Raw genomic sequence first — 23,634 nt, 5'->3', positions numbered from 1 at the left:
GGAAACTCGGTAAAACCGGTTCGAAAAAGCCCCGACATGAGCAGACGAGCCCCCCTCCTCCGCGCCGGAGCGGCCACCGCCGTCGCCGCCCTGTGCCTCACCGCGGTCCCCCAGGCCGCGAGCGCCGCCCCGGAGACCCGGCCCCCCGGCCAGGCGAAGCAGGACACCCTGCGCTGGAACACCCCGAAGGACTTCCGCATCGGCAGCGCCGTGGCCGGCGGAGGCCACCACACCAGCGCCGACTACCCGGAGCCCTTCCCCTCCGACCCCGAGTACCGCTCCGTCCTGGCGCGGGAGTTCAGCTCCCTGACCCCCGAGAACCAGATGAAGTGGGAGTTCATCCACCCCGAGGAGGGGGTCTACGAGTTCGGCCCCGCGGACGACATCGTCGACTTCGCCGAGGCCAACGGGCAGGTCGTGCGCGGCCACACCCTGTTCTGGCACAGCCAGAACCCCGACTGGCTCGAGGAAGGCGACTACACCCCCGACGAGCTGCGCGCCATCCTCAAGGAGCACATCCACACGGTGGTCGGCCACTACGAGGGCCGCATCCAGCAGTGGGAGGTCGCCAACGAGATCTTCGACGACAGCGGGAACCTGCGCCTGCAGGAGAACATCTGGCTGCGGGAGCTGGGCCCGGAGATCATCGCCGACATCTTCCGCTGGGCCCACGAGGCCGACCCGAACGCCCAGCTGTTCTTCAACGACTACAACGTGGAGGGCATCAACGCGAAGTCCGACGCCTACTACGCGCTGATCCAGGACCTGCTCGCGCAGGGCGTGCCGGTCCACGGCTTCGGGATGCAGACCCACCTCGGCCTCCAGTACGGCTTCGACGGGCGCATGCAGCAGAACCTCCAGCGCTTCGACGACCTGGGGCTGGAGACGGCCGTCACCGAGATCGACGTCCGCGGACCGGTCGACGGCGACGACCGGATGACCGACGAGCTGCGCCGGAAGCAGGCCGACTGGTACCGCACGGCCCTCGAGGCGTGCCTGGCCGTGGAGGACTGCAACTCCTTCACCGTGTGGGGCGTGCTCGACGAGCACTCCTGGGTGCCGAACACCTTCCCCGGCTACGGGGACGCCCTGACCATGGAGGGCGACTACGAGCGCAAGCCGGCCTACGACGCCCTCCAGGAGGCCCTGGTCCGCTCGCAACCCGGCGGCGACGCGAAGTGGGAGCACCACCCCGCGTTCCGCTGAGCCGATCGCCCGGACCCGGCCGGAGCGCGACGGGGCCCGCTCGTGCGAGCGGGCCCCGTCGTCGTCCCCGGACGGGGGCGGGTCAGCGCCGGTCGATCCAGCGGGCCGGCGAGTCGTAAATGGCCTCGAGGGCCGTGGCGGCCGCGCCGGTCAGGGCGGGATGGGCCTCCGCGGCGGAGCGCTGGATCTCGACGGGCCCCACCTCCGCCGTGAGCGCGTGCGCCTCCAGGACCTCGCGCAGCACGGGCTCCAGCTCCGGGGCGATCGGGGCGAAGTACCCGGAGAGCACGACCGTCGACAGGTCCAGGACGTTCATCGAGTTCGCGAGCACCACGCCGAGGGGCCGCCCGATCATCTCCATGACCGCCTCCCGGCTCTGCAGCCGCTCCGCCGTGGCCGCCACGAGGTCCTCGATCCGGACGTCCTCCGGCAGGCCGGTCCGGCCCCGCAGCGCGTGGTAGCTGGCGTAGGCCTCGAGGCAGCCGCGCCGCCCGCACCGGCACAGCTCCCCGCCGGGGGTGATCGTGACGTGGCCCAGTTCCCCCGCCCAGCCGTGCTCACCGCGGAGGATGCGCCCCTCCAGGACCACGGCGCCGCCGATGCCGGTCTGGCCGTGCAGGAAGAGGAAGGACGCGCCCGGCCGGCGCAGGACCTCGGTGCGCGCGGCGAGCATGCTGTCGTTGCCGGCGGTGAGCCCCGGGCCCCGGAACGCCGGGTGCTCCCGGAGCCGCTCGACCAGCGGGACGTCCTGCCAGGCGAGGTTGGGGGCGGAGAGCACGGTGGCGCGGTCCGTGGAGAGCCGGCCGGGGACCGAGACGCAGATCCCGGCCACGGGCACGTCCCGGCGGGGCGCCAGGGCGGTGTCCAGCAGACCGGCCAGCACGGAGGCGACCTCGTCCACGGACGCCCCGGCGAAGGCCCCGAAGCGGGACTCCTCGTGCAGGACGCGGCCGCCGAGATCCGTGACGAGGCACGCGAGGTGGTCGGCGGCGATCTCCAGGCCCACGCCCAGCACGGTCCCCCGGGCCACGGCCAGGGGGATCGTCGGCCGCCCGGACACCCGCGCGGCCGCCTGCCGGCCCTCGACGAGCAGACCCGCCTCGAGCAGCTCCTGCACCAGTTTGGACACGGTGGGCTTCGTGAGCCCGGTGAGCTTGGCGAGCGCGGCGCGCGAGACCGGCGCGTCCGCCCCGGCGACGGCGCGCAGCACGGTGGAGAGGTTGTGCTCCCGCAGGTGGCTCGACTGCACGGACGACTCTCCTCTGGTGCCGAGAGGACCGGGTCCGGCGCGGATCCCGGCCGACCGGACGGCAGAAAATCCGCCGGCGGTCTTCCCCCACGGTATCCCAGCTCCTATAGTAAGTAACGGAAACTAACCAACTGGGAAAGGACCTCCGATGCCCACCTCCTCCCCCGCGACCTCCCTCGCCCCGTCACTCACCCCGTCCCCCGCGGACAAGTTCTCCTTCGGCCTGTGGACCGTGGGCTGGGCCGCCCGCGACCAGTTCGGCACCGCCTCCCGGCCCGAGCTCGACCCCCTCGAGTCCGTGCGCAAGCTCAAGGAGCTCGGCGCCTGGGGCTTCACCTTCCACGACAACGACCTGATCCCCTTCGACGCCACCGAGGCCCAGCGCGAGAAGCTGATCGGGCAGCTGAAGCAGACCATGGACGAGACCGGCATGGTCTGCGAGATGGTCACCACGGACACCTTCGCGGAGCCGATCTTCAAGGACGGCGCGTTCACGTCCAACGACCGGCGGGTCCGGCGCTACGGCCTGCGCAAGGTGCTCCGCAACGTGGACCTCGCCGCCGAGCTCGGCGCCACGACCTTCGTGATGTGGGGCGGGCGCGAGGGCACCGAGTACGACTCCTCCAAGGACCTCTACGCCGCCCTGGACCGCTACGCCGAGGGCATCGACACCGTGGCCGGGTACATCAAGTCCCAGGGCTACGACATGCGCATCGGCCTCGAGCCGAAGCCCAACGAGCCCCGCGGCAACATCTTCCTGCCGACCATCGGGCACGCCCTCGCGTTCATCGACCGACTCGAGAACGGGGACGTCGTGGGCGTGAACCCGGAGACCGGGCACGAGCAGATGGCCACGCTGAACTACACGCACGGCCTCGCCGAGGCGCTGTGGTGCGAGAAGCTGTTCCACATCGACCTCAACGGGCAGAACGGCCCGATGTACGACCAGGACCTGGTGTTCGGCCACGGCAACCTGATCAGCGCCTTCTTCACGGTGGACCTGCTGGAGAACGGGTTCCCGTCCCTGCCGGGCGCCTACCAGGGGGCCCGGCACTTCGACTACAAGCCCTCCCGCACCGAGCACCTCGACGGCGTCTGGGACTCGGCCGCGGCGAACATGCGGATGTACCTGCTGCTGAAGGAGCGGGCGGTGGCCTTCCGCCAGGACCCCGACGTCCAGGAGGCCATGGAGCAGTCCGGCATCCTCGAGCTCGGCGAGCCGACCCTCGCCGAGGGCGAGGACCTCGAGGCGTTCCTCGCCGACCGCAGCGCCTACGAGGACCTCGACCTGACGGGCCCGTCGGAGCGCAACTACGGCTTCGTGCGCCTGCACCAGCTCGCCGTCGAGCACCTCATGGGCGCCCGGGGCTGAGACACCCGGGGCCGGCACCCACCCCCCTCCGGGGTGCCGGCCCCGTCCCGGCCCGGTCCGGCGCACATCCCCCCCCTGCGCCGGGCCGGGCACTGCGCGTCCCGTCCCGCGGCGCCCTCGCCGCTCCGTCCCGACCCCGCACCGAGGTTCTTCATGGCACGCACCACCGTCCTGGGCATCGACTCCTCCACCCAGTCCACCAAGGCGCTCCTCGTCGACGCCGGCACCGGCGAGGTCCTCGCGCAGCGCCGCGCCCCCCACCCGGACGGGACCGAGGTGGACCCCCGGGCCTGGCTCGCCGCGCTCGACGACGCCGCCGGGCCCTTCCTCGCGGAGGCCGCCGCGGTCTCCGTCGGGGGCCAGCAGCACGGGATGGTCGCCCTCGACGAGCACGACGCCGTGGTGCGCGACGCCCTGCTGTGGAACGACACCCGCTCGGCGCCGCAGGCCCGCCGGCTCGTCGAGGAGATGGGCGGTGCGGCCGCCTGCGCCGAGGAGCTCGGCAGCGTGCTGGTCGCGTCCATGACGTCCACCAAGCTGCGCTGGATGGCGGAGCACGAGCCGGAGCACGCCGCCCGCACCCACCGGGTGCTGCTGCCCCACGACTACCTGTCCCACCACCTCGACGCCGACCGGTCGTCCTTCTTCACCGACCGCGGCGACGCCTCCGGGACCGGCTACTTCTCCACGCGCACCGGCGCCTGGGACCACGCCCTCGTGGAGCAGGCGCTCGGCCACGACCTCGAGCTCCCGCAGGTGGCCGCCGCCCCGAACGCGGTCATGGGCCGCACGGCCGCGGGGGCGGTGCTCGCGGCCGGCACGGGCGACAACATGGCCGCCGCGCTGGGCGTCACGCTCGGCCCCGGCGACGTGTCCCTGTCGATCGGCACCTCCGGGGTCGCGGCCATGGTCTCGGAGACCCGCACCGCGGACCCCAGCGGGCTGGTGACCGGCTTCGCCGACGCCACCGGCCGCTACCTGCCCATGGCCACGACCCTCAACGCCGCCCGGATCCTGGAGTTCGGGGCCCGGGTGCTGGGCGTCGACCACGCGGGCCTCGCCGAGCTCGCCCTCGCGGGCCGTCCCGGGGCGGGCGGCGTCACCCTGCTCCCCTACCTCGACGGGGAGCGCACGCCCGACCGGCCCGAGGCCCGCGCCACCCTGCACGGGATGTCCTCGCGCACCGGCCGGGAGGACATCGCCCGGGCCTGCGTGGAGGGCCTGCTCTGCTCCCTCGCCGACGGCGTGGCCGCGCTCGAGCGGGCCACCGGCACCGCTGCGGAGCGGATCCTCCTGATCGGCGGCGGCGCGCAGTCCGAGGCCGTGCGCCGGCTCGCCCCGGCCGTGCTCGGCCGTCCCGTGCTCGTCCCCGCCCCGGCGGAGTACGTGGCCCTCGGCGCCGCCCGGCAGGCCGCCTGGGCCCTCTCGGGCGAGGACGAGCCCCCGGCCTGGGCGCTCGCCGGCGCCCGGCAGTATGAGGCCGAGCCGACGCCCGGGGTCCTGGAGGCCTACCGCACGCTGCGCGACCGGACCGCCGGCTGGTCCCGGCCCCCGGCCGGCGCCCACCCCCAGCGGTGAGACCGGCCCGCGGTCCGGCGGGGCGCCGCCCGACGGGCGGGAGGCCACCGTCCGCACCCCGGCCGCCCCGGTCGGTCTGAGCCTGCGGGCGCTCGACCTCGGCGCCGCGGTCCGGGCCCGCACCGCCCGGCCGGACCGGTCAGCCCAGCGCCTCCTCCAGCGCGGCCAGCACCTCGGACGCGCTCCCGGCGTCGAGGAGGGCCCGCCGGCAGGACTCCCCGGCCAGGGCCTCGGAGAGCTCGGCCAGCAGCTCCAGGTGCTCCTCCCCGGAGCGCTCCTCCGGGAGGGAGATCAGGAAGACCAGGTGGACCGGTTCGCCGTCCAGCGCGTTCCACTCGACGCCGTCCCGGCTGCGGGCGAACGCGATCATCGGCCGCTCGGCACCGGCGGACTTGGCGTGCGGCAGGGCCACGCCGTTGCCCACCCCGGTGGACCCCTCCTCCTCCCGGGCCAGGGCCGCCGCGACGGTGCTGTCGGCGTCGTACGCCCGCCCCGTGTGCGCGCCGAGCTCGGCGAGCTGCCGGATGACGCCGTCCCGGTCCGCCCCGTGGACGTCCAGGAGCACGGTCGACTCGCTCAGGTGGTCCAGGACGGAGCCGGAGCGCCCCGGGGAGTCGTCCTCGGCGCGGGAGGTCCTGTCGCTCATGTGCTGTCCCATCGGTGGAGGTGGACGGGCGGCGCGGTCCCACCGCGCTGCCCGCGGCACCGCTGCGCCCTCGTGCGGGCCAACCTACGGCGGCCGGGCCCCGGCGTCCACCGATCCGCGCGGATTCCGATCCCGACGGCAAATATTGTTGAACAATCCTGGGGGACAGGGCATGCTGGAGGGACCGACGTGACAAGGAGCACAGCATGCCCCCCTCCGACATCGACCTCAACGCGGACTGCGGCGAGTCGCTCAGCGCCTGGGCCATGGCCGGCGACGAGGCCGTCCTGCACGTGGTCACCAGCGCCAACGTGGCCTGCGGCTTCCACGCGGGGGATCCGACGGTCGCCCGCCGGACCTGCACCGTGGCCGCCGAGCAGGGCGTGGCCGTGGGCGCGCAGGTCTCCTACGACGACCTCAAGGGCTTCGGCCGCCGCTTCATCGCCGTGCCCCGGGCGGAGCTGACCGACCAGCTGGTGTACCAGATCGGCGCCCTCCAGGCCCTGGCCCGCGCCTCGGGCACCGGGGTGAGCTACGTCAAGCCGCACGGCGCCCTGTACAACGCGATCGTCCACCACGAGGAGCACGCAGGAGCGGTGGTGGACGCCGTGCGCGACGTCGACGACGCCCTGCCCCTGCTGGTGCTGCCCGGCTCCCAGATCGAGCGCCAGGCGCGGGCGGCCGGGCTGCGCACGGTCCGCGAGGCCTTCGCCGACCGCGGCTACACGCCGCAGGCCACGCTCGTGCCCCGCACCGAGGCCGGCGCCGTCCTGCACGACGCCGACGAGATCGCCGCCCGCGTGGTGCGGATGGCCGTCGAGGGCGTGGTCGAGGCCGTCGACGGCTCCCTCGTGGCGGTGGACGCCCAGAGCATCTGCGTGCACGGGGACACCCCCGGGGCGCTGGCCATCGCCGAGCGCGTGCGCCGCGCCCTCGAGGAGGCCGGTCTGCGGGTCGGGAGCTTCCTGTGAGCGGGCCGGCCCCCGCGGGGCCCCGCCGGGTCCGGCCGCTCGGCCCGCGGGCGGCGCTGGTCGAGTGCGCCGACCTGCACGACGCCGTGGCGGTGCACGCCCGGCTCGCCGCCGCGGACCTGCCCGGGCTCGTGGACTGCGTGGCCGGCGCGGAGACCGTGGTGGTGCGCGCGAGCACCACTGATGCGCTGCGGGAAGTCGTCCGCGCCGCCCGCGCCGTCCCCCGCGGGAGCGCCGGGGCCGGCGGGGCCCGCACCGTGACCATCGACGTCGTCTACGACGGCGAGGACCTCGAGGCGGTCGGCGAGCTCACGGGCCTCGGCGCGGACGGGGTGGTCCGGTTCCACACCGGGCAGGCGTGGACGGCCGCCTTCGCCGGCTTCGCGCCCGGCTTCTTCTACTGCGTGGGCGAGGACGGTCCCGACGTCCCGCGCCGGGGCACGCCGCGCACCGCCGTCCCCGCCGGCTCGGTGGCCCTGGCCGGCCGGTTCTCCGCCGTCTATCCCCGCAGCTCCCCCGGCGGCTGGCAGCTCATCGGCCGCTCCGCGGCCCGGATGTTCGACCTCGACCGCGAGGACCCCGCCCTGCTGCGCCCCGGGGACCGGGTGCGCTACCGGCCCGTGCGCGAGCTCGTGGAGGTCGCCGCGGCCCCCGCCGGGACCGCCCCGGTGCGGGGGCCCCACCTGACGGTCGGCGCCCCCGGGCTGCAGACCCTCGTCCAGGACGGCGGCCGGGCGGGCTCCGCCGCGCTGGGCGTGTCCCCCTCGGGCGCGCTCGACGCCACCGCCGCCGGGTCGGCCAACCGGCTCGTGGGCAACGGCCCGGGGGCGGCGGTGCTGGAGCACCTGCTCGGCGGGCTCGAGCTGACCGCCCACGGGGAGCACGTCCTGGCGGTCACCGGCGCGCGGGCAGCGCTGACGGTCACGGGCCCGGCCCCGTGGCGGCCCCTGCCCGGCACCCCCTTCGCCCTGCGCGACGGCGAACGGCTGGCCGTCGGCACCGTGACGGCCGGGGCGCGGGTCTACGTGGGCGTCCGCGGCGGGATCACGGTCCCGCCGGTGCTGGGCAGCCGCTCCGCGGACACGCTCGCGGGGCTGGGCCCGGCCCCCCTGGCCGCCGGCGACGCCCTGCCGGTCGGACCGGAGCCGGGCACCGCCGTCCGGCCTCCCGAGCCGGCGCCCGCCCCGGCCGCGGTGCCCGCGGTCCGCGTGGTCCCGGGCCCCCGCGACGACTGGTTCACCCCCGCCGCCGTGGCCTCCTTCTTCGCGCAGGAGTGGGAGCTGACCGCGTCCTCCGACCGCGTGGGCGCCCGGCTCTCCGGCGAGCCGCTGGAGCGGGTGCGCACGGACGAGCTGCCCAGCGAGGGGACCGTGCCCGGCTGCGTCCAGGTCCCGCCCGCGGGCCTGCCGGTCGTCCTGCTGCAGGACGCGCCCACCACCGGCGGCTACCCCGTGCTCGGGGTGGTGCACCCGGAGGACCTCGCCGTGCTCGCCCAGCTGCGCCCCGGCGGGCGCCTGCGCTTCGTCCGGCTGCCGGCGCCCGATCTCGGCCCGCCGCCCGCGGAGGACCCCGGGCCCGCCACCGCGCAGGCCGAACCCGACAGCACCGCCACCAGCACGTCCACCGACATGTCCACCGACACCTCCCGGGAGTAGCACCGTGCGCAAGATCCTGATCGCCAACCGCGGGGAGATCGCCGTCCGCGTCGTCCACGCCTGCGCCGAGGCCGGCCTCGAGTCCGTGGCCGTCTACGCCGACCCCGACGCCGACGCCCCGCACGTCCTCCTGGCCGACGAGGCGTACGCCCTGGAGGGCACCTCGGCCGCCGAGACCTACCTGGACGGGGACGAGGTGCTCGCGATCGCGCGCCGGTGCGGCGCCGACGCCGTGCACCCGGGCTACGGGTTCCTCTCCGAGAACGCCGGGTTCGCCCGGGCGGTGATCGAGGCCGGCCTCACCTGGATCGGCCCCTCCCCCGAGACGATCGTGCTGCTGGGGGACAAGGTCGCCGCCCGCGAGATCGCCCGGCGCGCGGGCGCCCCGCTCGTGCCGGGCAGCGACGGCCCGGTCGAGTCGCCGGAGGACGCCCGGGCCTTCGCGCAGGAGCACGGCCTGCCGGTGATCGTGAAGGCCGCCCACGGCGGCGGGGGCCGCGGCATGCGCGTGGTCCGGGAGCTCGACGAGGTCGAGGACGCCTTCCGCTCGGCCGCCCGCGAGGCGCAGAGCGCGTTCGGCCGCGGCGAGTGCTTCGTGGAGCGCTTCCTGGACCGCCCGCGGCACGTGGAGGCGCAGGTCGTGGCCGACGCCCACGGCCACGTCGTCGTGCTCGGGACCCGGGACTGCTCCCTGCAACGCCGCCACCAGAAGCTCGTCGAGGAGGCCCCCGCGCCGTTCCTCTCGGACGACCAGCGCGAGCGGATCGCCGCCGCCGCCGAGGGCATCTTCCGGGAGGCCGGGTACGTGGGGGTGGGCACCGCCGAGTTCCTCGTGGCCCCGGACGGGCTGATCTCCTTCCTGGAGGTCAACACCCGGCTGCAGGTGGAGCACCCGATCACCGAGGAGGTCTACGGCGTGGACCTGGTCCGCGCCCAGCTGACCGTGGCCGCCGGGGACCCGCTGCCCGTGCTCGAGACCCCGGTCCCGCGCGGGCACGCGTTCGAGTTCCGGATCAACGCCGAGGACCCCGGCCGCGGCTTCCTGCCCTCCGGGGGCACGGTCGAGGCCGTCGACACCCCGACCGGCCCGGGCGTGCGCGTGGACTCCGGGGTGCACCGCGGCACCCGGGTGGCCACGACCTTCGACTCGCTGCTGCTCAAGCTCGTCGTCAGCGCGCCCACCCGCGAGCAGGCCCTCGTGCGGGCCCGCACCGCCCTGCGCGAGCTGCGGGTGCACGGCGTGGCCACCACGGTCCCGTTCCACCGCGCCGTGCTGGACGCCCCCGCCTTCGCCGGGAGCGAGGGGCTCGGGGTGTGGACCACGTGGATCGAGGACGAGTTCGCCGGCCGGCTCGCCCCGGACGCCGAGTACGCCCGCGCGGACGAGCCGGGCCGCACCCGCTTCACGGTGGACGTGGACGGGCGGCGCGTGAGCATCGGGATCCCCGACGCCCTCGCCGCGGCCCTGGGCTCCGCCCCCGCGGCGTCGGAGGCCGCCCCCGCGGGGGCGCAGCCCGCCGACGACGGCGCCGTCACCGCGCCCTTCGCGGGCACGCTCGTCTCGTGGCTGGTGGCCGAGCAGGACGACGTCGAGGCGGGCCAGGACGTCGCCGTGCTGGAGGCCATGAAGACCGAGACCCGGGTGTCCGCGCCGCGGGCCGGCACGGTCCGGGAGCTCGCGGTGGGACCGGGGGACGCGGTGACCGCCGACCAGGTGCTGGCCCGCCTCTCCTGACCGGGCTCCGTCCCCGGGGTGCCCGGACCTCCCCGGGGGCTCACTCGGGGAGCAGCTCCTCGAGGGGCGGGGCCTCCTCGATGAGTCCGTGCTGGACGGCGAGGTCCGCGAGCTCCTGCACGGACTGCCGGTTCACCTCGGTAGGGTAGGCGGGCAGGACGAGCTGGTCGATCAGCTCCTCGTCGAGCTGCGTGTAGCTGGGCAGCACGGCCCGGACCTCGTCGGGGTTGTCCTGCGCGAACTGCAGCGACTTCTCGATGGCGGCCCGGAACGCCTCGACGGTCTCGGGCTCCTGGGCCAGCACGTCCTCGGTGGTGAAGTACACGGCCACCGTCAGGTCCTCGATCGGGAACGCGTAGTTGGAGACCGCCGAGCGCGCCCCGTCCTGCATGGCGATGGTCCGGAACGGCTCGATCGAGCCGATCGCGTCCACCTCGCCCCGCTCCAGGGCCGCCGGCATGTCGGGGAGCGGCACCTCGACGAACTCGACGTCCCCGGGGTCCCCGCCCTGCGCCTCGATGGCCGCGCGGATGGTGGTGTCGCTGATGTTGTTCAGGGTGTTCACCCCGACGGTCCTGCCCTGCAGGTCCGCGGCGTCCTGGATGTCGCTGTCCTCGCGCACCAGGACGTCGGCGAAGTCCTCGCCCTGGACCCCGGTGGAGTTGTTGGCGTTGGCGATGATCTGCAGCGGCAGCCCCTGGGACCGGGCGACGATCAGCGACGTCACGTTGCTGAAGCCGAAGTCCATCTCCCCGCTGACCACGGACGGGACGATGGCCGCACCGCCCTGGGCCTGGGTGATGTCGAGCTCCAGGCCCTCCTCCTCGAAGAAGCCCTGCTCGATCCCCAGGTAGAGGGGTGCCACGTCGGTGCTCGCGATGACGCCCACGCCGACCCTGGTCAGCTCGCCGTCCCCGGCCGCTCCGCCGCCGGACTCCCCTCCCCCGCACGCGGTCACCGTCAGGACGGCCGCCGTGGCGAGTGCTGCACCGGTCTTCTGCATCGAAGCCTCCAGGGAGTGGGTCGGACGTCCTGACAGCGTAGAGGACGGCCTGGTCCGCCACCAGGGTGCCGCCGCACGGCCAGGCGCCCCCGGGATGTCAGGATGGGGATCGATGAACACCGTGCAGAACGAGTTCCTGACGACGGCCGTCGCCCAGGCCGGGCCCGCCCCGCAGGGCGAGGCCATCCCGTGGGCGGTGGACGTGCTGCGCCAGGGCGTCGTGGCCGGCCGGCTGCCGCCCGGGACCCGGCTCTCGGAGGCCCGGGTCAGCGAGGCGCTGCGGGTCTCCCGCAACACCCTGCGCGAGGCGTTCACGATCCTGGTCGGGGAGAACCTGCTGGTGCGGGTGCCCAACCGCGGCGTCTCGGTGGCCCGGCCCGGCGCGGACGACGTGCGGGAGATCCACCGGGTGCGGCTCGCGCTGGAGACCTCGGCGCTGCGCTGGTCGGACCCGGTCCCGCAGCCGGGCCTGCACGCCGCCGTCGAGGACGGCCGCGCCGCCCGCGACCGCCGGGACGTCACCGGCATGGCCGACGCGAACCAGCAGTTCCACCGCGGCGTGGTGGAGCTGGCCGGCTCGCCGCGCCAGGACGAGCTGATGTCCCGGACCCTCGCGGAGATGCGACTGGTGTTCCACTCCATGCGCCAGGACCCGTCCTTCCACGCGCCCTGGATCGAGCGCAACGCCCGGATCCTCGAGCTCTTCGAGCAGGGCCGGCGCGAGGAGGCCGCCGTGCAGATGCACGACTACCTGGAGGCCTCCCGGCAGCAGCTGCTGGACGTCCTGGAGGGCCCCGCGCCGGCCGCGCTCAGGGGACCTGGTACTGCCAGTCGGGCAGGTCGGTGACCAGCATGTGGCCCGGGGCGTGGCCGAGGGCGAACGGCACCCCGGACTCGAGCACCGCCGCCTGGGGCGTCACCCCGCAGGCCCAGAACACGGGGACGTGGCCGTCCGGGATCTGCACCGCGTCCCCGTAGTCGGGGGCCCCGAGGTCCCGGATGCCCAGCTCCTGCGGGGCGCCGACGTGCACCGGGGCGCCGTGCACGGCGGGATAGCGGGAGGTGATGCGCACCGCGTCGGCCACCCGGGAGGCGGGGATCGCCCGCATGGACACGACCAGCGGGCCGGACAGCCGCCCGGCGGGCTCGCAGGGGACGTTCGTGCGGTACATCGGGACGTTGACGCCCTGGTCGATGTGGGCGATCGGGATCCCGGCCTCCTGCAGGGCCGCCTCGAAGGTGAAGCTGCAGCCGAGGGCGAAGGTCACGAGGTCCTCGCGCCACACGTCCAGCAGGTCGGTGCGGGTGCCCGCCGCCTCGCCGTCCCGGTAGACGGTGTAGAGCGGGACGTCGGTGCGGACGTCGCCGCCGCCCAGCAGCGGCCCGGTCACCTCGCCGGCCTCGAGCACGCCGAGCACCGGGCACGGCTTGGGGTTGCGCTGGGCGAAGAGCAAAACGTCGAAGGCCCAGTCCGCGGGGACGACGATCAGGTTGGCCTGCGCGAAGCCGTCGCACCAGCCCGACGTCGGCGTGACCAGGCCGCTGCGGAACATCGCCCGGGCGGCGCCCGGGGCCAGGGCGGCCCGGTCCCGCCGGGCCTGCGTGCTGTCCGGTCCCACGGCGATCACGCCCACAGCGCGGCGATGCCGCTGAGGGACTGGTAGCCCAGGAAGATGGTGAGCAGCCACACCACGGTGCCGATCAGCGCGAGCCACTTGGGGTACTCGTAGCCGCCCAGCAGGTCCCGCCGGCGCCAGGCCACCCACAGCAGCACCGCGAAGCCCAGCGGCAGGATGAGCCCGTTGACGGCGCCCGCCACGATGAGCAGCGTGGACGGCGCCTGGCCGAGCAGGGCGAACACGGTGGCCGAGACCAGGATGAAGGCGATGGTCATCAGGTTCCGGGTGCGCGGCTTCGTCCGGGAGGTGGTGAGGAAGGACACCGAGGTGTAGGCGGCGCCGATGACCGAGGAGATGGACGCGGCCCACAGGATGACCCCGAACAGGCGCAGGCCGACCTCCCCGGCGGCGGAGCGGAACGCCTGGGCGGCGAGGTTCTCGCCCGTGAGCTGGGCGCCGCCGGCGACCACCCCGAGGATCGCCAGGAACAGCAGGAAGCGCATGACCCCGGTGAGCACGATGCTCACCACGGAGCTGCGGGAGATCTGCTTGACGCTCTCCACGCCGGTGATCCCGGCGTCGACGATGCGGTGGGCGCCCGCGTAGGTGATGTACCCGCCCACGGTCCCGCCGATGAGGGTCGTGATGATCAGGAAGTCCACGTTCTCGGGCAGCACCACGTTGCGCAGCGCCTCCCCCACCGGGGGCCGCGAGACGAACGCGACGTAGCTCGTCACGAGGATCATGAGCACGCCGAGGGCCACCACGATCCGGTCCAGGGCCACGCCCGCGCGCTTGCTGACGAACACGCCCACCGCGATCAGCGCCGTGATGATGCCTCCCCAGGTGGGGTCGAGGCCGAGCAGCGCGTCGAGGCCGAGCCCGCCGCCGGCGGTGTTGCCGATGTTGAAGACGAGCCCGCCGGTGGCCACGAGCGCGGCGATGAACCAGCCGAGGCCCGGCAGCACGCGGTTGCCGAGCTCGTGCGCCTTGAGCCCGGAGACGCCGATGATCCGCCACACGTTCAGCTGCACCGCGATGTCGACGACGATGGAGATGACGATGGCGAACGCGAAGGCGGCGCCCAGCTGCACGGTGAAGTTCGCGGTCTGGGTGATGAACCCGGGGCCGATGGCACTGGTGGCCATCAGGAAGAGGGCGCCGAGCAGGGCGGAGCGGTTCACGGCCCGCATCGCCGCGGGGCTGCTGACGGCGCCGCGGCCCTCCGGGTCGGGCGGGACGGGGGCGGAGCTGGACATGCGGCCTCCTCGGGACGGGGGCGACCTGCGCCGGGGCACGGCGCCGGCCACCCTGGACGTGGCCGCGGTCACTCTCGTGCCAGTGTAGTGATTGTTGAACAATCTGAACAGGGCCTCCGCCGCTTCTCCGCCTGGACACGCAGCGGCCCCCGGGACAGGCTGGGTCCGGATCCCCGCCCCTCGACGACCGGGAGCAGCGCATGCACGACGACGGGTCCGCGGGTGCCGTGGACGTCCTGCTCCCGGCGCCGGCGTCCCCCGGGTTCCTCCGGGACTTCCTGGCCTCCCAGGCCGTGCCCGGGTGCGACGACCTCGCGGGCGGCGCCCACCGGCGCCCCGTCGTGGTGGACGGAGCGGTCCGCGCGGTGACGGTCGACTGGAGGGGCCTCACTCCGGCCGGTCTGCCGGTGCGCGTGGGGCCCGGGGCGGCGGAGACCCTGGAGCCCGTGCTGGAGCGGGTGCGCCGCTGGCTCGGCGAGGGCACGGAGTCCCCCGCCGCGGACCGCGCCCTGGCGGCCGACCCCGTGCTCGCCGCGGACGTGCGCGCCTGGCCCCTGATCCGGCTGCCCGGTGCACCGGACGGCTTCGAGACGGCGGTCCTGACCGTACTGGGGCAGCAGGTCTCCCTCGCCGCGGCCCGCACCTTCGCCGGGCGCCTGGTCCGCCACCACGGCACGCCCGTGACCGGCGGCGCCACCGCCTTCCCGACGGCCCGCCGGATCGCCGGGACGGACCCGGCCCGGCTGCAGCGGGACGTGGGCGTCACCACCCGCCGGGCCGCGACCGTGCACGCGCTCGCCGTGGCGGTCCGCGACGGACTCGTCCTCGACGCCCCGCCGGGACGTGCCGGCGTGCCGGCCGGGGAGGACGCCGCCGTGCTGCGCGAGCGCCTGCTGGCCCTGCCCGGCATCGGCCCGTGGACGGCCGGGTCGATCTCGCTGCGCGTCCTGGGCGACCCCGACGTCTTCCTGCCCCAGGACCTGGTCCTGCGGCGCGCGCTCGGGGCGGCCGGGGCGGCCGCCGCCGCGGCGACCGCGTCCGCCTGGAGCCCCTGGCGCAGCTACGCCGTGATGCGGCTGTGGGCCCGCGCGGCGTTCCCGGACTCGGCCGCCCTGCCCGCCGGCGGGGACCGCGCAGCGCCCGGCGGCCCCGGCCCCGCCGGGGGCCCCGGAGGGTCCGGGGCCCGCTGAGCCCGGCCGGCGGCGCGGGCCGGCCGCCGGGGCCGGCGGCTACGCCGAGCCGGGCACGAGGTCCCGGCTCTCGGCGAAGTGGCAGGCCGCCGGGTGGCCCTGGCCGCGGTCGACGAGCTCCGGCTCCTGCTCGGCGCACACGTCCTGCGCCTTCCAGCACCGCGTGCGGAACCGGCACCCGGAGGGCGGGTTCGCGGGACTGGGCAGGTCGCCGCTGAGCATGATCCGCTCGCGCCCCCCGCGCAGGGCGGGCTCGTGGACCGGCACCGCGGAGAGCAGGGCCTGCGTGTACGGGTGGGCCGCCCGGTGGTAGATCGCGTCCCGGTCGCCCGTCTCCACCACCTTGCCGAGGTACATCACCGCGACCCGGTCGCTGAGGTGGCGCACCACCGAGAGGTCGTGGGCGATGAAGAGGAAGGACAGGCCGAACTCGTCCTGCAGGTCCTGCAGCAGATTGATGACCTGCGCCTGGACGGAGACGTCCAGGGCCGAGACCGGCTCGTCGCAGATGATCACCTCGGGGCGCAGGGCCAGGGCCCGTGCGATCCCGATGCGCTGCCGCTGGCCCCCGGAGAACTGGTGCGGGTATCTGTTGGCGTAGTCGGGCCGCAGCCCCACCCGCTCCAGCAGCTCCCGGACCGTGGCCGCGCGGTCCTGCCGCGCCACGGCGTTGGGGTGCACGTCCCAGGCCTCGGCCACGATGTCCCCCACCGTCATCCGCGGGTTGAGGGACGAGTAGGGGTCCTGGAAGATGATCTGCACGTTGCGGCGGTACTCCCGCAGCTGCCGCGAGGACATCGCGGCCACGTCCCGGCCCTTGTACAGGACCTGGCCCGCGGTGGGCTGCTGCAGCGCCATGATGAGCTTCGCCACGGTGGACTTGCCGGAGCCGGACTCGCCCACGAGCCCCAGGGTCTCCCCCGGGCCGAGGGTCATGCTCACGCCGTCCACCGCCTGGACCTGGCCCACGGTCCGCCGCAGCAGCACCCCCTGGGTGAGGGGGAAGTGCTTGGTGAGCCCGCGCAGCTCCAGGAGGGGCGCGTCCGCCGTCGTCGTCGGCAGGGTGTCACTCATGCTCGAGCTCCTCGCTGTAGTGGCACGCGGCCGTCCGGCCCGGCACGACCTCGCGCAGCACCGGGACGTCCGCGGCGCAGTCCTTGCCCGGTGCCGCCGTCCGCCCGAACCGGGCCATGGGGCAGCGCGGGTGGAACGCGCAGCCGGCGGGGACGGCGGAGAGGTCCGGCGGGGTCCCGGCGATGGGCAGGAGCCGCTCGCCCTGGGACTCGAGGCTGGGCATCGAGGACATCAGCCCCCGGGTGTAGGGGTGCAGGGGCGCCGAGAGCACCTCGTCGACCGTGCCGTTCTCCACGATGCTGCCCGCGTACATCACCGCCACCCGGTCGGCGACCTCGTTGACCACCCCCAGGTCGTGGGTGATGAGGATGACGCCCATCCCGGTCTGCGTGCGGAGCTCGGTGAGCAGGTCCATGATCTGGGCCTGGACGGTGACGTCGAGCGCGGTGGTCGGCTCGTCGGCGATCAGGATGTCCGGGTCCAGGGCGATGGCCATCGCGATCATCACGCGCTGGCGCATGCCGCCGGAGAACTGGTGCGGGAAGTCGCCCACGCGCTCCCGGGCCGCGGGGATCCCCACGCGCTCCATGAGCTCGATCGCCCGGGCCTTCGCCTCCTGCCGGGAGGCGCCCCGGTGGGCGCGGAACAGCTCGCCGATCTGGTGGCCCACGGAGAAGACCGGGTTCAGCGCGGAGAGGGCGTCCTGGAAGACCATGGCGATGCCCGGCCCCCGCACCGCCCGCTGGTCCCGGCGGCTCATGCCCAGCAGGTCCTCGCCGTGGAAGCGGATCTCGCCGTGCGTGATGCGGGCGGGCGGGATGTCGAGGATGCCCATGACGGCCTGGGCGCTGACGCTCTTGCCGGAGCCGGACTCCCCGACGATCGCGAGGGTCTCGCCGGCCCGGACGGTGTAGCTGATCCCGTTGACGGCCCGGACGGTGCGCCGGCGGGAGCGGAACTCCACCGCGAGGTCGTCGACCTCGAGCACGGGGCCCGCCGCGCCGCCCGGCGGCGCGGGCACGGGGGCGGGGGTGGGAGCGGGGACGGAGGAGGGTGTCATCGGCGCAACTTCGGGTCGAGGGCGTCGCGCAGCGCGTCGCCCATGAGGATGAACGAGAGCACGGTCAGGGACAGGAACAGCGACGGGAAGAGGATCAGGTGCGGGGCGTCGCGCAGCCTGTTCTGCGCCGCGTTGATCTGCAGACCCCAGGAGATCTCGGGCAGCTGCAGGCCCACGCCCAGGAAGGTGAGCGTCGCCTCGGAGGCGATGATCGTGCCGACCGCGATGGTGGAGTAGACCAGGACGGGCGCCACGGCGTTGGGCAGGATGTGCTTGGTGAGGATCCGGCCGGTCCGCGCGCCCAGCGCCCGGGCCGCCTGGACGTAGTCGGCCTCCTTGACCCCGATCACGTTGGAGCGGACCAGGCGCATGGCCGTCATCCAGCCGAACGCGATCAGCGCGAGGGAGACCTCGAGCACCCCGCGCTCGGGCAGCACGGAGAGCAGGATGATGGCGCCCAGGATGAGCGGCAGGCCGTAGAAGATGTCGGTGATCCGGGCGAGCAGCGAGTCGAGCCAGCCGCCGTAGTAGCCGGCGAGCGCGCCCACCACCACGCCGATGGCCAGGGTGCCCAGGACGGCGAGGAAGCCGATGGCCAGGGAGATGCGCGCGCCGTGCACCACGTTCGAGTAGTAGTCGCAGCCCTGGACGTCGTAGCCGAACGGCGCCCCGGGCTGCGGGCCCTCCCCCGAGCGGCCGAGGCTGCAGGCCCGCGGGTCCACCGAGGTGAACACCTGCGGGGCGAGGGCCATCACCGCGAACACGACGAAGAGCAGGGCCCCCACCAGGAAGAAGGGGTTGCGGAGCAGGCCCTTCCAGGCGTCCCGCCACAGGCTGACCTGCTCGATGTCCCCCGCGACCGCCGCCGAGGCGATCTCGTCGGCGCGGTCGTCCACGCGGTCGGAGAAGGTCTCGTGGTGGGCGTCCCGCTCCTCGCGGACGCTCTCCGGACGCGGCTCATTCATAGCGGATCCTCGGGTCGAGGGCGGCGTAGAGGACATCGACCACCAGGTTGAAGAAGATGTAGAAGAAGACGAACAGGGTGACGATCCCGACGACGACGGCGCCCTCCTGCCGCAGCACCGCGTCGTAGACCGCCCGGCCGAGACCGGGGATGTTGAACACCGACTCGGTGACGATGGCCCCGCCCATGAGGGCGCCGAGGTCGGCGCCGATGAAGGTGACCACCGGGATGAGGCTGTTGCGCAGGGTGTGCTTGCCGACCACCGACACCTCGCTGAGGCCCTTGGCGCGCGCCGTGCGCACGTAGTCGCTCTGCAGGTTCTCCGCGAGGCTCGTGCGGGTCAGCCGGGCCACGTAGGCGAGCGAGAGCGCCGCGAGCACGAAGCCGGGCAGGACGTAGCTGTACCAGCCGTCCGAGATGCCGGCGATGGGGAACCAGCCGAGCCGTACGCCGAAGACGTACTGGGCGAGGAAGCCGAGGACGAAGACGGGGATGGACACGACCACCGTGGTGGAGACCAGCACGAGGTTGTCGAAGAAGGATCCGCGCCGCAGGCCAGCCAGCACGCCGGCGAGGATGCCGATGAGGATCTCGAAGGCCACGGCCACGAGGGCCAGCCGGGCCGTCACCGGCAGCCGGTCCACGATCGTGTCGAGGACGGGACGGCCCGAGAAGTCGGTGCCGAAGTCGCCCTGCACCAGGCCGCCCAGGTACTTGGCGTACTGGATCAGCAGCGGGTCGTCGAGGTTGTACTCGGTGCGCAGCTGCGCCTGCACGGCCTCGGACAGCGGCCGGTCGCCGGCCAGCGCCCGGATGGGATCGCCGGGCAGCGCGTAGACCATCGAGAAGATGAGCAGGGACGCGCCCAGCAGCACCGGGACGGTCAGCAGCAGACGGCGGAGGACGTACCGCCCCATGGGTCTCCTTGTGTGTGCGGAGGTGTTGCGCGGACAGGTGGGCCCGGGGCGCCCCGTGCGGGGCGCCCCGGGTCAGGGTCGGATCACTCCGAGGTGACGACGACGTCCTCGACCTCGACGCGGCCGAAGCTGTTGACGTAGACCTCCTCCACGTTCTCCGAGTGTGCGTACTGCACGAGCCCGAAGAACAGCGGCGTGGCCGGCATATCGGCCACGAGCAGGTCCTCGGCCTCCTGGTAGGCCTGGATCGCCGTGTCGATCGAGTCGGCGGCGTTGCCCTCCTGCAGCTTGGCGTCGAACTCCTCGTTCGAGTAGAACGTCACGTTCGAGCCGGCCGGCGGCAGGGCCGCCGTGGAGTACGTCGGGCCGAGCATGTTCTCCATGACCGGGTAGTCCATGATCCAGCCGGAGCGGAACGGGCCGGTCATGCCCTTCTCGTCCTGCTTGGGCAGGTACTCCGCGAACTGGAGGTCGCCGCGCAGCTGGTACTCGACGCCCAGGTTCTCGCGGAGCTGGTTGCCGACGGCCTGCATCCACTCCTCGTGGCCGGCGCCGGCGTTGAACCACAGGTCCACGGGCTCGGACTTGTCGAAGCCCGCCTCGTCGAGCATCCGGTTGGCCTCCTCGACGTTCAGCTCGCACGCGTCGCAGGCGTCCTCGCGGTGGCCGTCGATCACGGGCGAGACGAAGGACGCGGCCGGGGTGCGGGAGCCCTGGAAGATCGCGTCGGTGATCGCCTGCCGGTCGATGGCCATGGAGAAGGCGCGGCGGACCTCCGGGTCGGCGAAGCGCTCGTCGTAGGTCGGGAAGCCGAGCGCGGTGATGTCGCCGCGCGGGGTGGTCTTGAACCGCTCGCCGAACTGGTCCTCGGCGGAGGCGATGGCGTCCGGCGGGATCTGGTCGACCACGTCGAGCGAGCCGGCCTGGAGGTCGTTGTAGGCGGTGTTGATCTCGGTGTAGACGCGGAACTCCACGGCGGCGGCCTTGGCCGGCTCGTCGCCGCCGAACTCGTCGTAGCGGGTGAGCGTGATGCCCTGGCCCTCCTGGAAGGCCTCGTCCGCCTTGAACGGGCCGTTGCCGATCGGCTGCTCGCCGAAGCCCTCGGGGTCCTCGAAGAACGCCTCCGGCATCGGGAAGAACGCGGTGTAGCCGACGGTGGTCGGCCACTGCGCGTAGGGCTCGCTGAGGGTGACCTCGAAGGTCTGCTCGTCGACGACGCGCAGACCGGACATCTCGGTGGCGGTGGGGCTCGCGCCCTCCTCGCCCTGGAGGGCGTCGTAGCCCTCGACGTTGGAGAAGAAGTAGGAGTTGCCCTGCGCGTTCTCGCTGTTGGCCACGTAGTTCCACGAGTCCACGTAGCTCTGGGCGGTCACCGGGGACCCGTCGTGGAAGGTCCAGCCGTCCTTGAGGCTGACCGTCCACGTCGTCTGGTCCTCGGACTCGATCGACTCCGCGACGCCGGTGTAGACGGCCTCGTTGGACTCCCGGTCGTACTCGACCAGGCCGGTCCAGAGGGCGTCGACGACCTGACCGCCCTCCGTCTCGCCGGTGTTGCCGGGCAGCAGCGGGTTCTCGGGCTCCCCGATGTACACGCTGAAGGTGCCGTCGCCGCCGCCCTCGGCGGCGGTGCCCCCGCCGTCTCCCCCGCCGCACGCGGTGAGCAGCAGGGCTCCGGAGAGCGCCACTGACGTGCCCGCGATCCGCTTCGTTCTCATCGTTTCCTCCATGGGTCGATACGGGCCCGCCAGGAGTGCTGGGTTCGCAGTCCGAGGGGGACGGGGCCACGCCGGGGCGAGCACGGGGCTCGCGTCGTGGAGCACGGGGCTCCGGGTCCGACGTGACGGAGATCACCGTCCGCCGCACCCAGAAGAAATCTATGTGGTCCGTTCGGGGGACGACAGCAGACACGCCAGGAGAAACAGGAACCGCCGGTATCAGTTACCCATTCGTAACAACAAGGCCGGGCTCCGAGCCCCCGCGGGGCGGAGGTCGGCTCAGCCGGCGACGGCCAGTCCCCCTGTCCCCGCCCCGAGAGCGGCGGAGCGCAGCACGGAGCGCACCTCGTCCAGCTCCGTCGCGGAGGCCTCGGCGAGGAGGCAGAGCGGGACGCCGTGCCGCGCCGCCCAGCGGATCTCGGCGCGCAGGGCGCCCACCGCCCGGTCCAGTGCCCAGCGCGCCGACTCGAGGGCGCCGTCGAGGGGGGCGACGTCGAGACCGATGCCCACCTCCTCGCCGGAGGCCACGGCGTCGAGGACGTGGTCGAGCGCCCACTCCGCGGCCTCCACCTCTCCCGCCGCGGTGAAGACCCGCTGGAGGAGCCCGGCGGGGTGCAGACCGAGGCCGTCGTCCTGGCGGTCGGGGGCAGCGTCGTCGGGGTGCTCCGGGAGCAGCGGGACGTGGACGGGGTCGACCGACCGGAACGCCGGCCGGGGGGACAGTGCACTGCTCATCATCGAACCTTCCTCAGGACCTGCGACCGCGCCCTCCACCCGGCGCCCGGCGCGGGTCGGAGAGGCCTGCTCCCATGGAACCAGCGACCCCGGCGGACTTCCAGAGGGGCGTCGGTGAACACGTCGCAAACGCCTTGTGACCTGGGACAATGCAAACGCGCCAAGTGGACAGGAGAGGATCCGGCTCCTAGGGTCGGAGGCGGCCCGAGGGGGATTCGGGACCGCCGCCGCACCGGGCCCCCGCCCGGGCGCACCGACGTCCGCACCGGCCCCTCCCCCGGGGGCCGGCCGGACGTCCCACCGGCCGGCCGCCCGGATCCCCGCGAGCCGCCCCGTCCGTGCGCACCCCTGCGCACCCCCGCGCACGGGCCGCACCGGTCCCCGCCGGCAGCGGTCACGATCCCCTGCGCGCCCCCGCCCCCCGGAGATCCCATGAGCCGAACGTCCGAAGCCCCCACGACCGGCACCATCAGCACGACCGTTGCGGCCCCCGCCCGCAGACCCCGCCTCATCGCCGTGGACGCTGCCCGCGGCCTGGCGCTGATCGGCATGATCGCGGTCCACATCCTGCCCGCCCACGACCCCGACACCTTCGAGCCCACCCTCCAGTGGACCCTGTTCGGCGGGCGCGCCGCGGCGCTGTTCGCCCTGCTGGCCGGGCTGAGCCTGGCGTTCTCCTCGGGCGGGCGCGCCCCGCACCGGGGCCGCGCGCTGACGGCCACCCGCGCCGGCCTGGTGGTGCGGGCCCTGCTCATCGCCGCCGCCGGGCTGGCGATCAACCAGGTCATGCCGTCCCCGGCGCCCGCGCTGGGCATCCTCGTCTACTACGGCGCGTTCTTCCTGCTCGCCGTCCCGCTGCTGGGCCTGCGGCGCCGCACGCTGGCCGCCGTCGCGGCGCTCGCCGCAGTCCTGGGCCCCGTGCTCGTGCACGTCCTCGGCCCCGCCCTGCCCCAGGCCGAGGCGGTCAACCCCACCCTCGGCAGCGCGCTCGCGGACCCGGGCGCCACCCTGGCCCAGGTGCTGCTGACCGGGACCTACCCGGCCGTGCCCTACCTGACGTACCTCTGCGCCGGTCTGCTCCTCGGCCGGACCGACCTGCACGAGGTCGTGGTGCGGGTCCGGATCGCCGTGGCCGGCGTGGTCCTGGCGCTCGGGGCCTGGTTCGTCTACTGGGTGCTGGTCCTGCAGGCCGGCGGCTACGACCAGCTGCTGCGGCACACCCCGTGGCTGAGCGAGGACCAGGTCGACGAGATCCTCGTCTGGGGCCCGAGCCCGGACCTGCCCACCTCCACGTGGTGGTGGCTGCTCACCCCCGGACCGCACAGCAACACCCCGGTGACGCTGCTCATGGACCTGGGCACCGGCCTGGCCGTGCTGGGGCTCTTCCTGCTCGTCGCGCGCCCGAACCGGCTGTGGACCACCCTGGGCGCCATGGGGGCCCGCACCCTGACCCTGTACTCGGCCCACCTGCTCGCCCTGGCCACGACGCTCCACTACGAGGACCGCGTGCTCTGGTTCGCCGTGCACGTGGCCGTGGCCGCCGGCTTCGCCGTGCTCTGGCAGGCGACGTTCGGTCAGGGACCGCTCGAGCGGGTGATCGCGGCCGCCGTCCGGGGCACCCGCCGCCTGGTCCTGGGCACCCCTTCCCGGACGGCGGAGTCCCCGCGGGCCTAGCGGGTCCCGCGC

The 23,634-nt window shown here is 74.3% G+C and carries 20 protein-coding genes; 9 read left to right on the top strand and 11 right to left on the bottom strand.

Annotation, left to right across the window (positions count from 1 at the left end):
- Window positions 1-36: 36 nt before the first annotated feature.
- A complete protein-coding gene (locus H488_RS26420) occupies window positions 37-1,206 on the top strand; it encodes an endo-1,4-beta-xylanase (RefSeq protein ID WP_017833166.1) in 1,170 nt (389 codons plus the stop codon).
- Window positions 1,207-1,288: 82 nt separating this feature from the next.
- On the opposite strand, the gene H488_RS26415 is transcribed toward H488_RS26420, so the two are convergent.
- Complete coding sequence (locus H488_RS26415) at window positions 1,289-2,455, bottom strand: ROK family transcriptional regulator (RefSeq protein WP_017833165.1); 1,167 nt, start codon at window positions 2,453-2,455, stop codon at window positions 1,289-1,291.
- Between the two features lie 148 nt (window positions 2,456-2,603).
- Here H488_RS26415 and xylA point away from each other — a divergent pair, with 148 nt between their 5' ends.
- Together xylA and xylB are read left to right on the top strand one after the other, a co-directional pair.
- Window positions 2,604-3,827, top strand: a complete 1,224-nt coding sequence (gene xylA, locus H488_RS26410; RefSeq protein ID WP_017833164.1) for a xylose isomerase — start codon at window positions 2,604-2,606, stop codon at window positions 3,825-3,827.
- Window positions 3,828-3,980: 153 nt separating this feature from the next.
- Window positions 3,981-5,405 (top strand): xylulokinase, encoded by a 1,425-nt coding sequence (gene xylB, locus H488_RS26405; RefSeq protein WP_017833163.1) that lies wholly within the window; start codon window positions 3,981-3,983, stop codon window positions 5,403-5,405.
- 139 nt (window positions 5,406-5,544) lie between these two features.
- Here the strand turns inward: xylB and H488_RS26400 are convergent, their stop codons facing one another.
- Window positions 5,545-6,051 (bottom strand): PTS sugar transporter subunit IIA, encoded by a 507-nt coding sequence (locus tag H488_RS26400; protein ID WP_017833162.1) that lies wholly within the window; start codon window positions 6,049-6,051, stop codon window positions 5,545-5,547.
- Between the two features lie 206 nt (window positions 6,052-6,257).
- Between H488_RS26400 and H488_RS26395 the strand changes: the two genes are divergently transcribed.
- The 3 genes from H488_RS26395 to H488_RS26385 are packed head-to-tail and all read left to right on the top strand — an operon-like array spanning window position 6,258 to window position 10,412.
- Window positions 6,258-7,022: a LamB/YcsF family protein gene (locus tag H488_RS26395; RefSeq protein ID WP_017833161.1), complete on the top strand. Its 765-nt coding sequence runs from the start codon at window positions 6,258-6,260 to the stop codon at window positions 7,020-7,022.
- A complete protein-coding gene (locus H488_RS26390; protein WP_017833160.1) occupies window positions 7,019-8,677 on the top strand; it encodes a 5-oxoprolinase/urea amidolyase family protein in 1,659 nt (552 codons plus the stop codon). Before H488_RS26395 ends, H488_RS26390 begins: the two co-directional genes overlap by 4 nt.
- 4 nt (window positions 8,678-8,681) lie before the next feature.
- Window positions 8,682-10,412, top strand: a complete 1,731-nt coding sequence (locus tag H488_RS26385; RefSeq protein WP_017833159.1) for an acetyl/propionyl/methylcrotonyl-CoA carboxylase subunit alpha — start codon at window positions 8,682-8,684, stop codon at window positions 10,410-10,412.
- A 40-nt stretch (window positions 10,413-10,452) separates the two neighbouring features.
- Here H488_RS26385 and H488_RS26380 read toward each other — a convergent pair whose 3' ends face one another.
- Window positions 10,453-11,415 (bottom strand): ABC transporter substrate-binding protein, encoded by a 963-nt coding sequence (locus H488_RS26380; protein WP_017833158.1) that lies wholly within the window; start codon window positions 11,413-11,415, stop codon window positions 10,453-10,455.
- A 112-nt stretch (window positions 11,416-11,527) separates the two neighbouring features.
- Here H488_RS26380 and H488_RS26375 point away from each other — a divergent pair, with 112 nt between their 5' ends.
- A complete protein-coding gene (locus H488_RS26375) occupies window positions 11,528-12,262 on the top strand; it encodes a GntR family transcriptional regulator (RefSeq protein ID WP_017833157.1) in 735 nt (244 codons plus the stop codon).
- Here the strand turns inward: H488_RS26375 and H488_RS37135 are convergent.
- A complete protein-coding gene (locus tag H488_RS37135) occupies window positions 12,225-12,968 on the bottom strand; it encodes a putative hydro-lyase (protein ID WP_051063750.1) in 744 nt (247 codons plus the stop codon). The two genes, H488_RS26375 and H488_RS37135, sit on opposite strands and share 38 nt — an antisense overlap.
- Before the next feature lie 71 nt (window positions 12,969-13,039).
- Window positions 13,040-14,293, bottom strand: coding sequence for an NRAMP family divalent metal transporter (locus H488_RS37130; protein WP_017833155.1), 1,254 nt, complete (start codon window positions 14,291-14,293; stop codon window positions 13,040-13,042).
- 200 nt (window positions 14,294-14,493) lie between these two features.
- On the opposite strand from H488_RS37130, the gene H488_RS26360 reads away from it, so the two are divergent.
- Window positions 14,494-15,483 carry a DNA-3-methyladenine glycosylase family protein gene (locus H488_RS26360; RefSeq protein WP_017833154.1) on the top strand — a complete coding sequence of 330 codons (990 nt, stop codon included), beginning with the start codon at window positions 14,494-14,496 and terminating at the stop codon, window positions 15,481-15,483.
- A gap of 39 nt (window positions 15,484-15,522) precedes the next feature.
- On the opposite strand, the gene H488_RS26355 is transcribed toward H488_RS26360, so the two are convergent.
- The 6 genes from H488_RS26355 to H488_RS26330 all read right to left on the bottom strand — a co-directional run bounded on the left by H488_RS26355 (window position 15,523) and on the right by H488_RS26330 (window position 21,951).
- A complete protein-coding gene (locus H488_RS26355) occupies window positions 15,523-16,557 on the bottom strand; it encodes an ABC transporter ATP-binding protein (RefSeq protein ID WP_017833153.1) in 1,035 nt (344 codons plus the stop codon).
- Complete coding sequence (locus tag H488_RS26350) at window positions 16,550-17,617, bottom strand: ABC transporter ATP-binding protein (protein ID WP_031282879.1); 1,068 nt, start codon at window positions 17,615-17,617, stop codon at window positions 16,550-16,552. The genes H488_RS26355 and H488_RS26350 overlap by 8 nt, the downstream gene beginning before the upstream one ends.
- On the bottom strand, window positions 17,614-18,582 hold the full coding sequence (locus H488_RS26345; protein WP_017833151.1) for an ABC transporter permease: 969 nt from the start codon (window positions 18,580-18,582) through the stop codon (window positions 17,614-17,616). Before H488_RS26345 ends, H488_RS26350 begins: the two co-directional genes overlap by 4 nt.
- Entirely contained in the window at window positions 18,575-19,498 is a 924-nt protein-coding gene (locus tag H488_RS26340; protein ID WP_017833150.1) for an ABC transporter permease, read from the bottom strand. Before H488_RS26340 ends, H488_RS26345 begins: the two co-directional genes overlap by 8 nt.
- Window positions 19,499-19,581: 83 nt before the next feature.
- The gene (locus H488_RS26335) at window positions 19,582-21,213 is read right to left on the bottom strand and encodes a peptide ABC transporter substrate-binding protein (RefSeq protein ID WP_043738875.1); all 1,632 of its coding nucleotides are present in this window, start codon (window positions 21,211-21,213) and stop codon (window positions 19,582-19,584) included.
- A gap of 279 nt (window positions 21,214-21,492) precedes the next feature.
- Entirely contained in the window at window positions 21,493-21,951 is a 459-nt protein-coding gene (locus H488_RS26330) for a hypothetical protein (protein WP_017833148.1), read from the bottom strand.
- Between the two features lie 429 nt (window positions 21,952-22,380).
- On the opposite strand from H488_RS26330, the gene H488_RS26325 reads away from it, so the two are divergent.
- The gene (locus H488_RS26325) at window positions 22,381-23,622 is read left to right on the top strand and encodes a heparan-alpha-glucosaminide N-acetyltransferase domain-containing protein (protein ID WP_017833147.1); all 1,242 of its coding nucleotides are present in this window, start codon (window positions 22,381-22,383) and stop codon (window positions 23,620-23,622) included.
- The last annotated feature ends 12 nt before the right edge of the window (window positions 23,623-23,634 follow it).

Source organism: Kocuria sp. UCD-OTCP, assembly GCF_000349605.1.
In the GTDB taxonomy this organism is placed as follows: Bacteria; Actinomycetota; Actinomycetes; order Actinomycetales; family Micrococcaceae; genus Kocuria; species Kocuria rosea.
This window is presented reverse-complemented; position numbering and strand designations above follow the sequence as displayed.

Excerpts from the sequence above, each read along its gene's own strand:
- H488_RS26420 (WP_017833166.1), top strand. The coding sequence starts at position 37 with ATGAGCAGACGAGCCCCCCTCCTCCGCGCCGGAGCGGCCACCGCCGTC.
- xylA (WP_017833164.1), top strand. The coding sequence starts at position 2,604 with ATGCCCACCTCCTCCCCCGCGACCTCCCTCGCCCCGTCACTCACCCCG.
- xylB (WP_017833163.1), top strand. The coding sequence starts at position 3,981 with ATGGCACGCACCACCGTCCTGGGCATCGACTCCTCCACCCAGTCCACC.
- H488_RS26400 (WP_017833162.1), bottom strand. The coding sequence starts at position 6,051 with ATGAGCGACAGGACCTCCCGCGCCGAGGACGACTCCCCGGGGCGCTCC.
- H488_RS26395 (WP_017833161.1), top strand. The coding sequence starts at position 6,258 with ATGCCCCCCTCCGACATCGACCTCAACGCGGACTGCGGCGAGTCGCTC.
- H488_RS26380 (WP_017833158.1), bottom strand. The coding sequence starts at position 11,415 with ATGCAGAAGACCGGTGCAGCACTCGCCACGGCGGCCGTCCTGACGGTG.
- H488_RS26375 (WP_017833157.1), top strand. The coding sequence starts at position 11,528 with ATGAACACCGTGCAGAACGAGTTCCTGACGACGGCCGTCGCCCAGGCC.
- H488_RS37135 (WP_051063750.1), bottom strand. The coding sequence starts at position 12,968 with ATGTTCCGCAGCGGCCTGGTCACGCCGACGTCGGGCTGGTGCGACGGC.
- H488_RS37130 (WP_017833155.1), bottom strand. The coding sequence starts at position 14,293 with ATGTCCAGCTCCGCCCCCGTCCCGCCCGACCCGGAGGGCCGCGGCGCC.
- H488_RS26360 (WP_017833154.1), top strand. The coding sequence starts at position 14,494 with ATGCACGACGACGGGTCCGCGGGTGCCGTGGACGTCCTGCTCCCGGCG.
- H488_RS26355 (WP_017833153.1), bottom strand. The coding sequence starts at position 16,557 with ATGAGTGACACCCTGCCGACGACGACGGCGGACGCGCCCCTCCTGGAG.
- H488_RS26350 (WP_031282879.1), bottom strand. The coding sequence starts at position 17,617 with ATGACACCCTCCTCCGTCCCCGCTCCCACCCCCGCCCCCGTGCCCGCG.
- H488_RS26345 (WP_017833151.1), bottom strand. The coding sequence starts at position 18,582 with ATGAATGAGCCGCGTCCGGAGAGCGTCCGCGAGGAGCGGGACGCCCAC.
- H488_RS26340 (WP_017833150.1), bottom strand. The coding sequence starts at position 19,498 with ATGGGGCGGTACGTCCTCCGCCGTCTGCTGCTGACCGTCCCGGTGCTG.
- H488_RS26335 (WP_043738875.1), bottom strand. The coding sequence starts at position 21,213 with ATGAGAACGAAGCGGATCGCGGGCACGTCAGTGGCGCTCTCCGGAGCC.
- H488_RS26330 (WP_017833148.1), bottom strand. The coding sequence starts at position 21,951 with ATGATGAGCAGTGCACTGTCCCCCCGGCCGGCGTTCCGGTCGGTCGAC.
- H488_RS26325 (WP_017833147.1), top strand. The coding sequence starts at position 22,381 with ATGAGCCGAACGTCCGAAGCCCCCACGACCGGCACCATCAGCACGACC.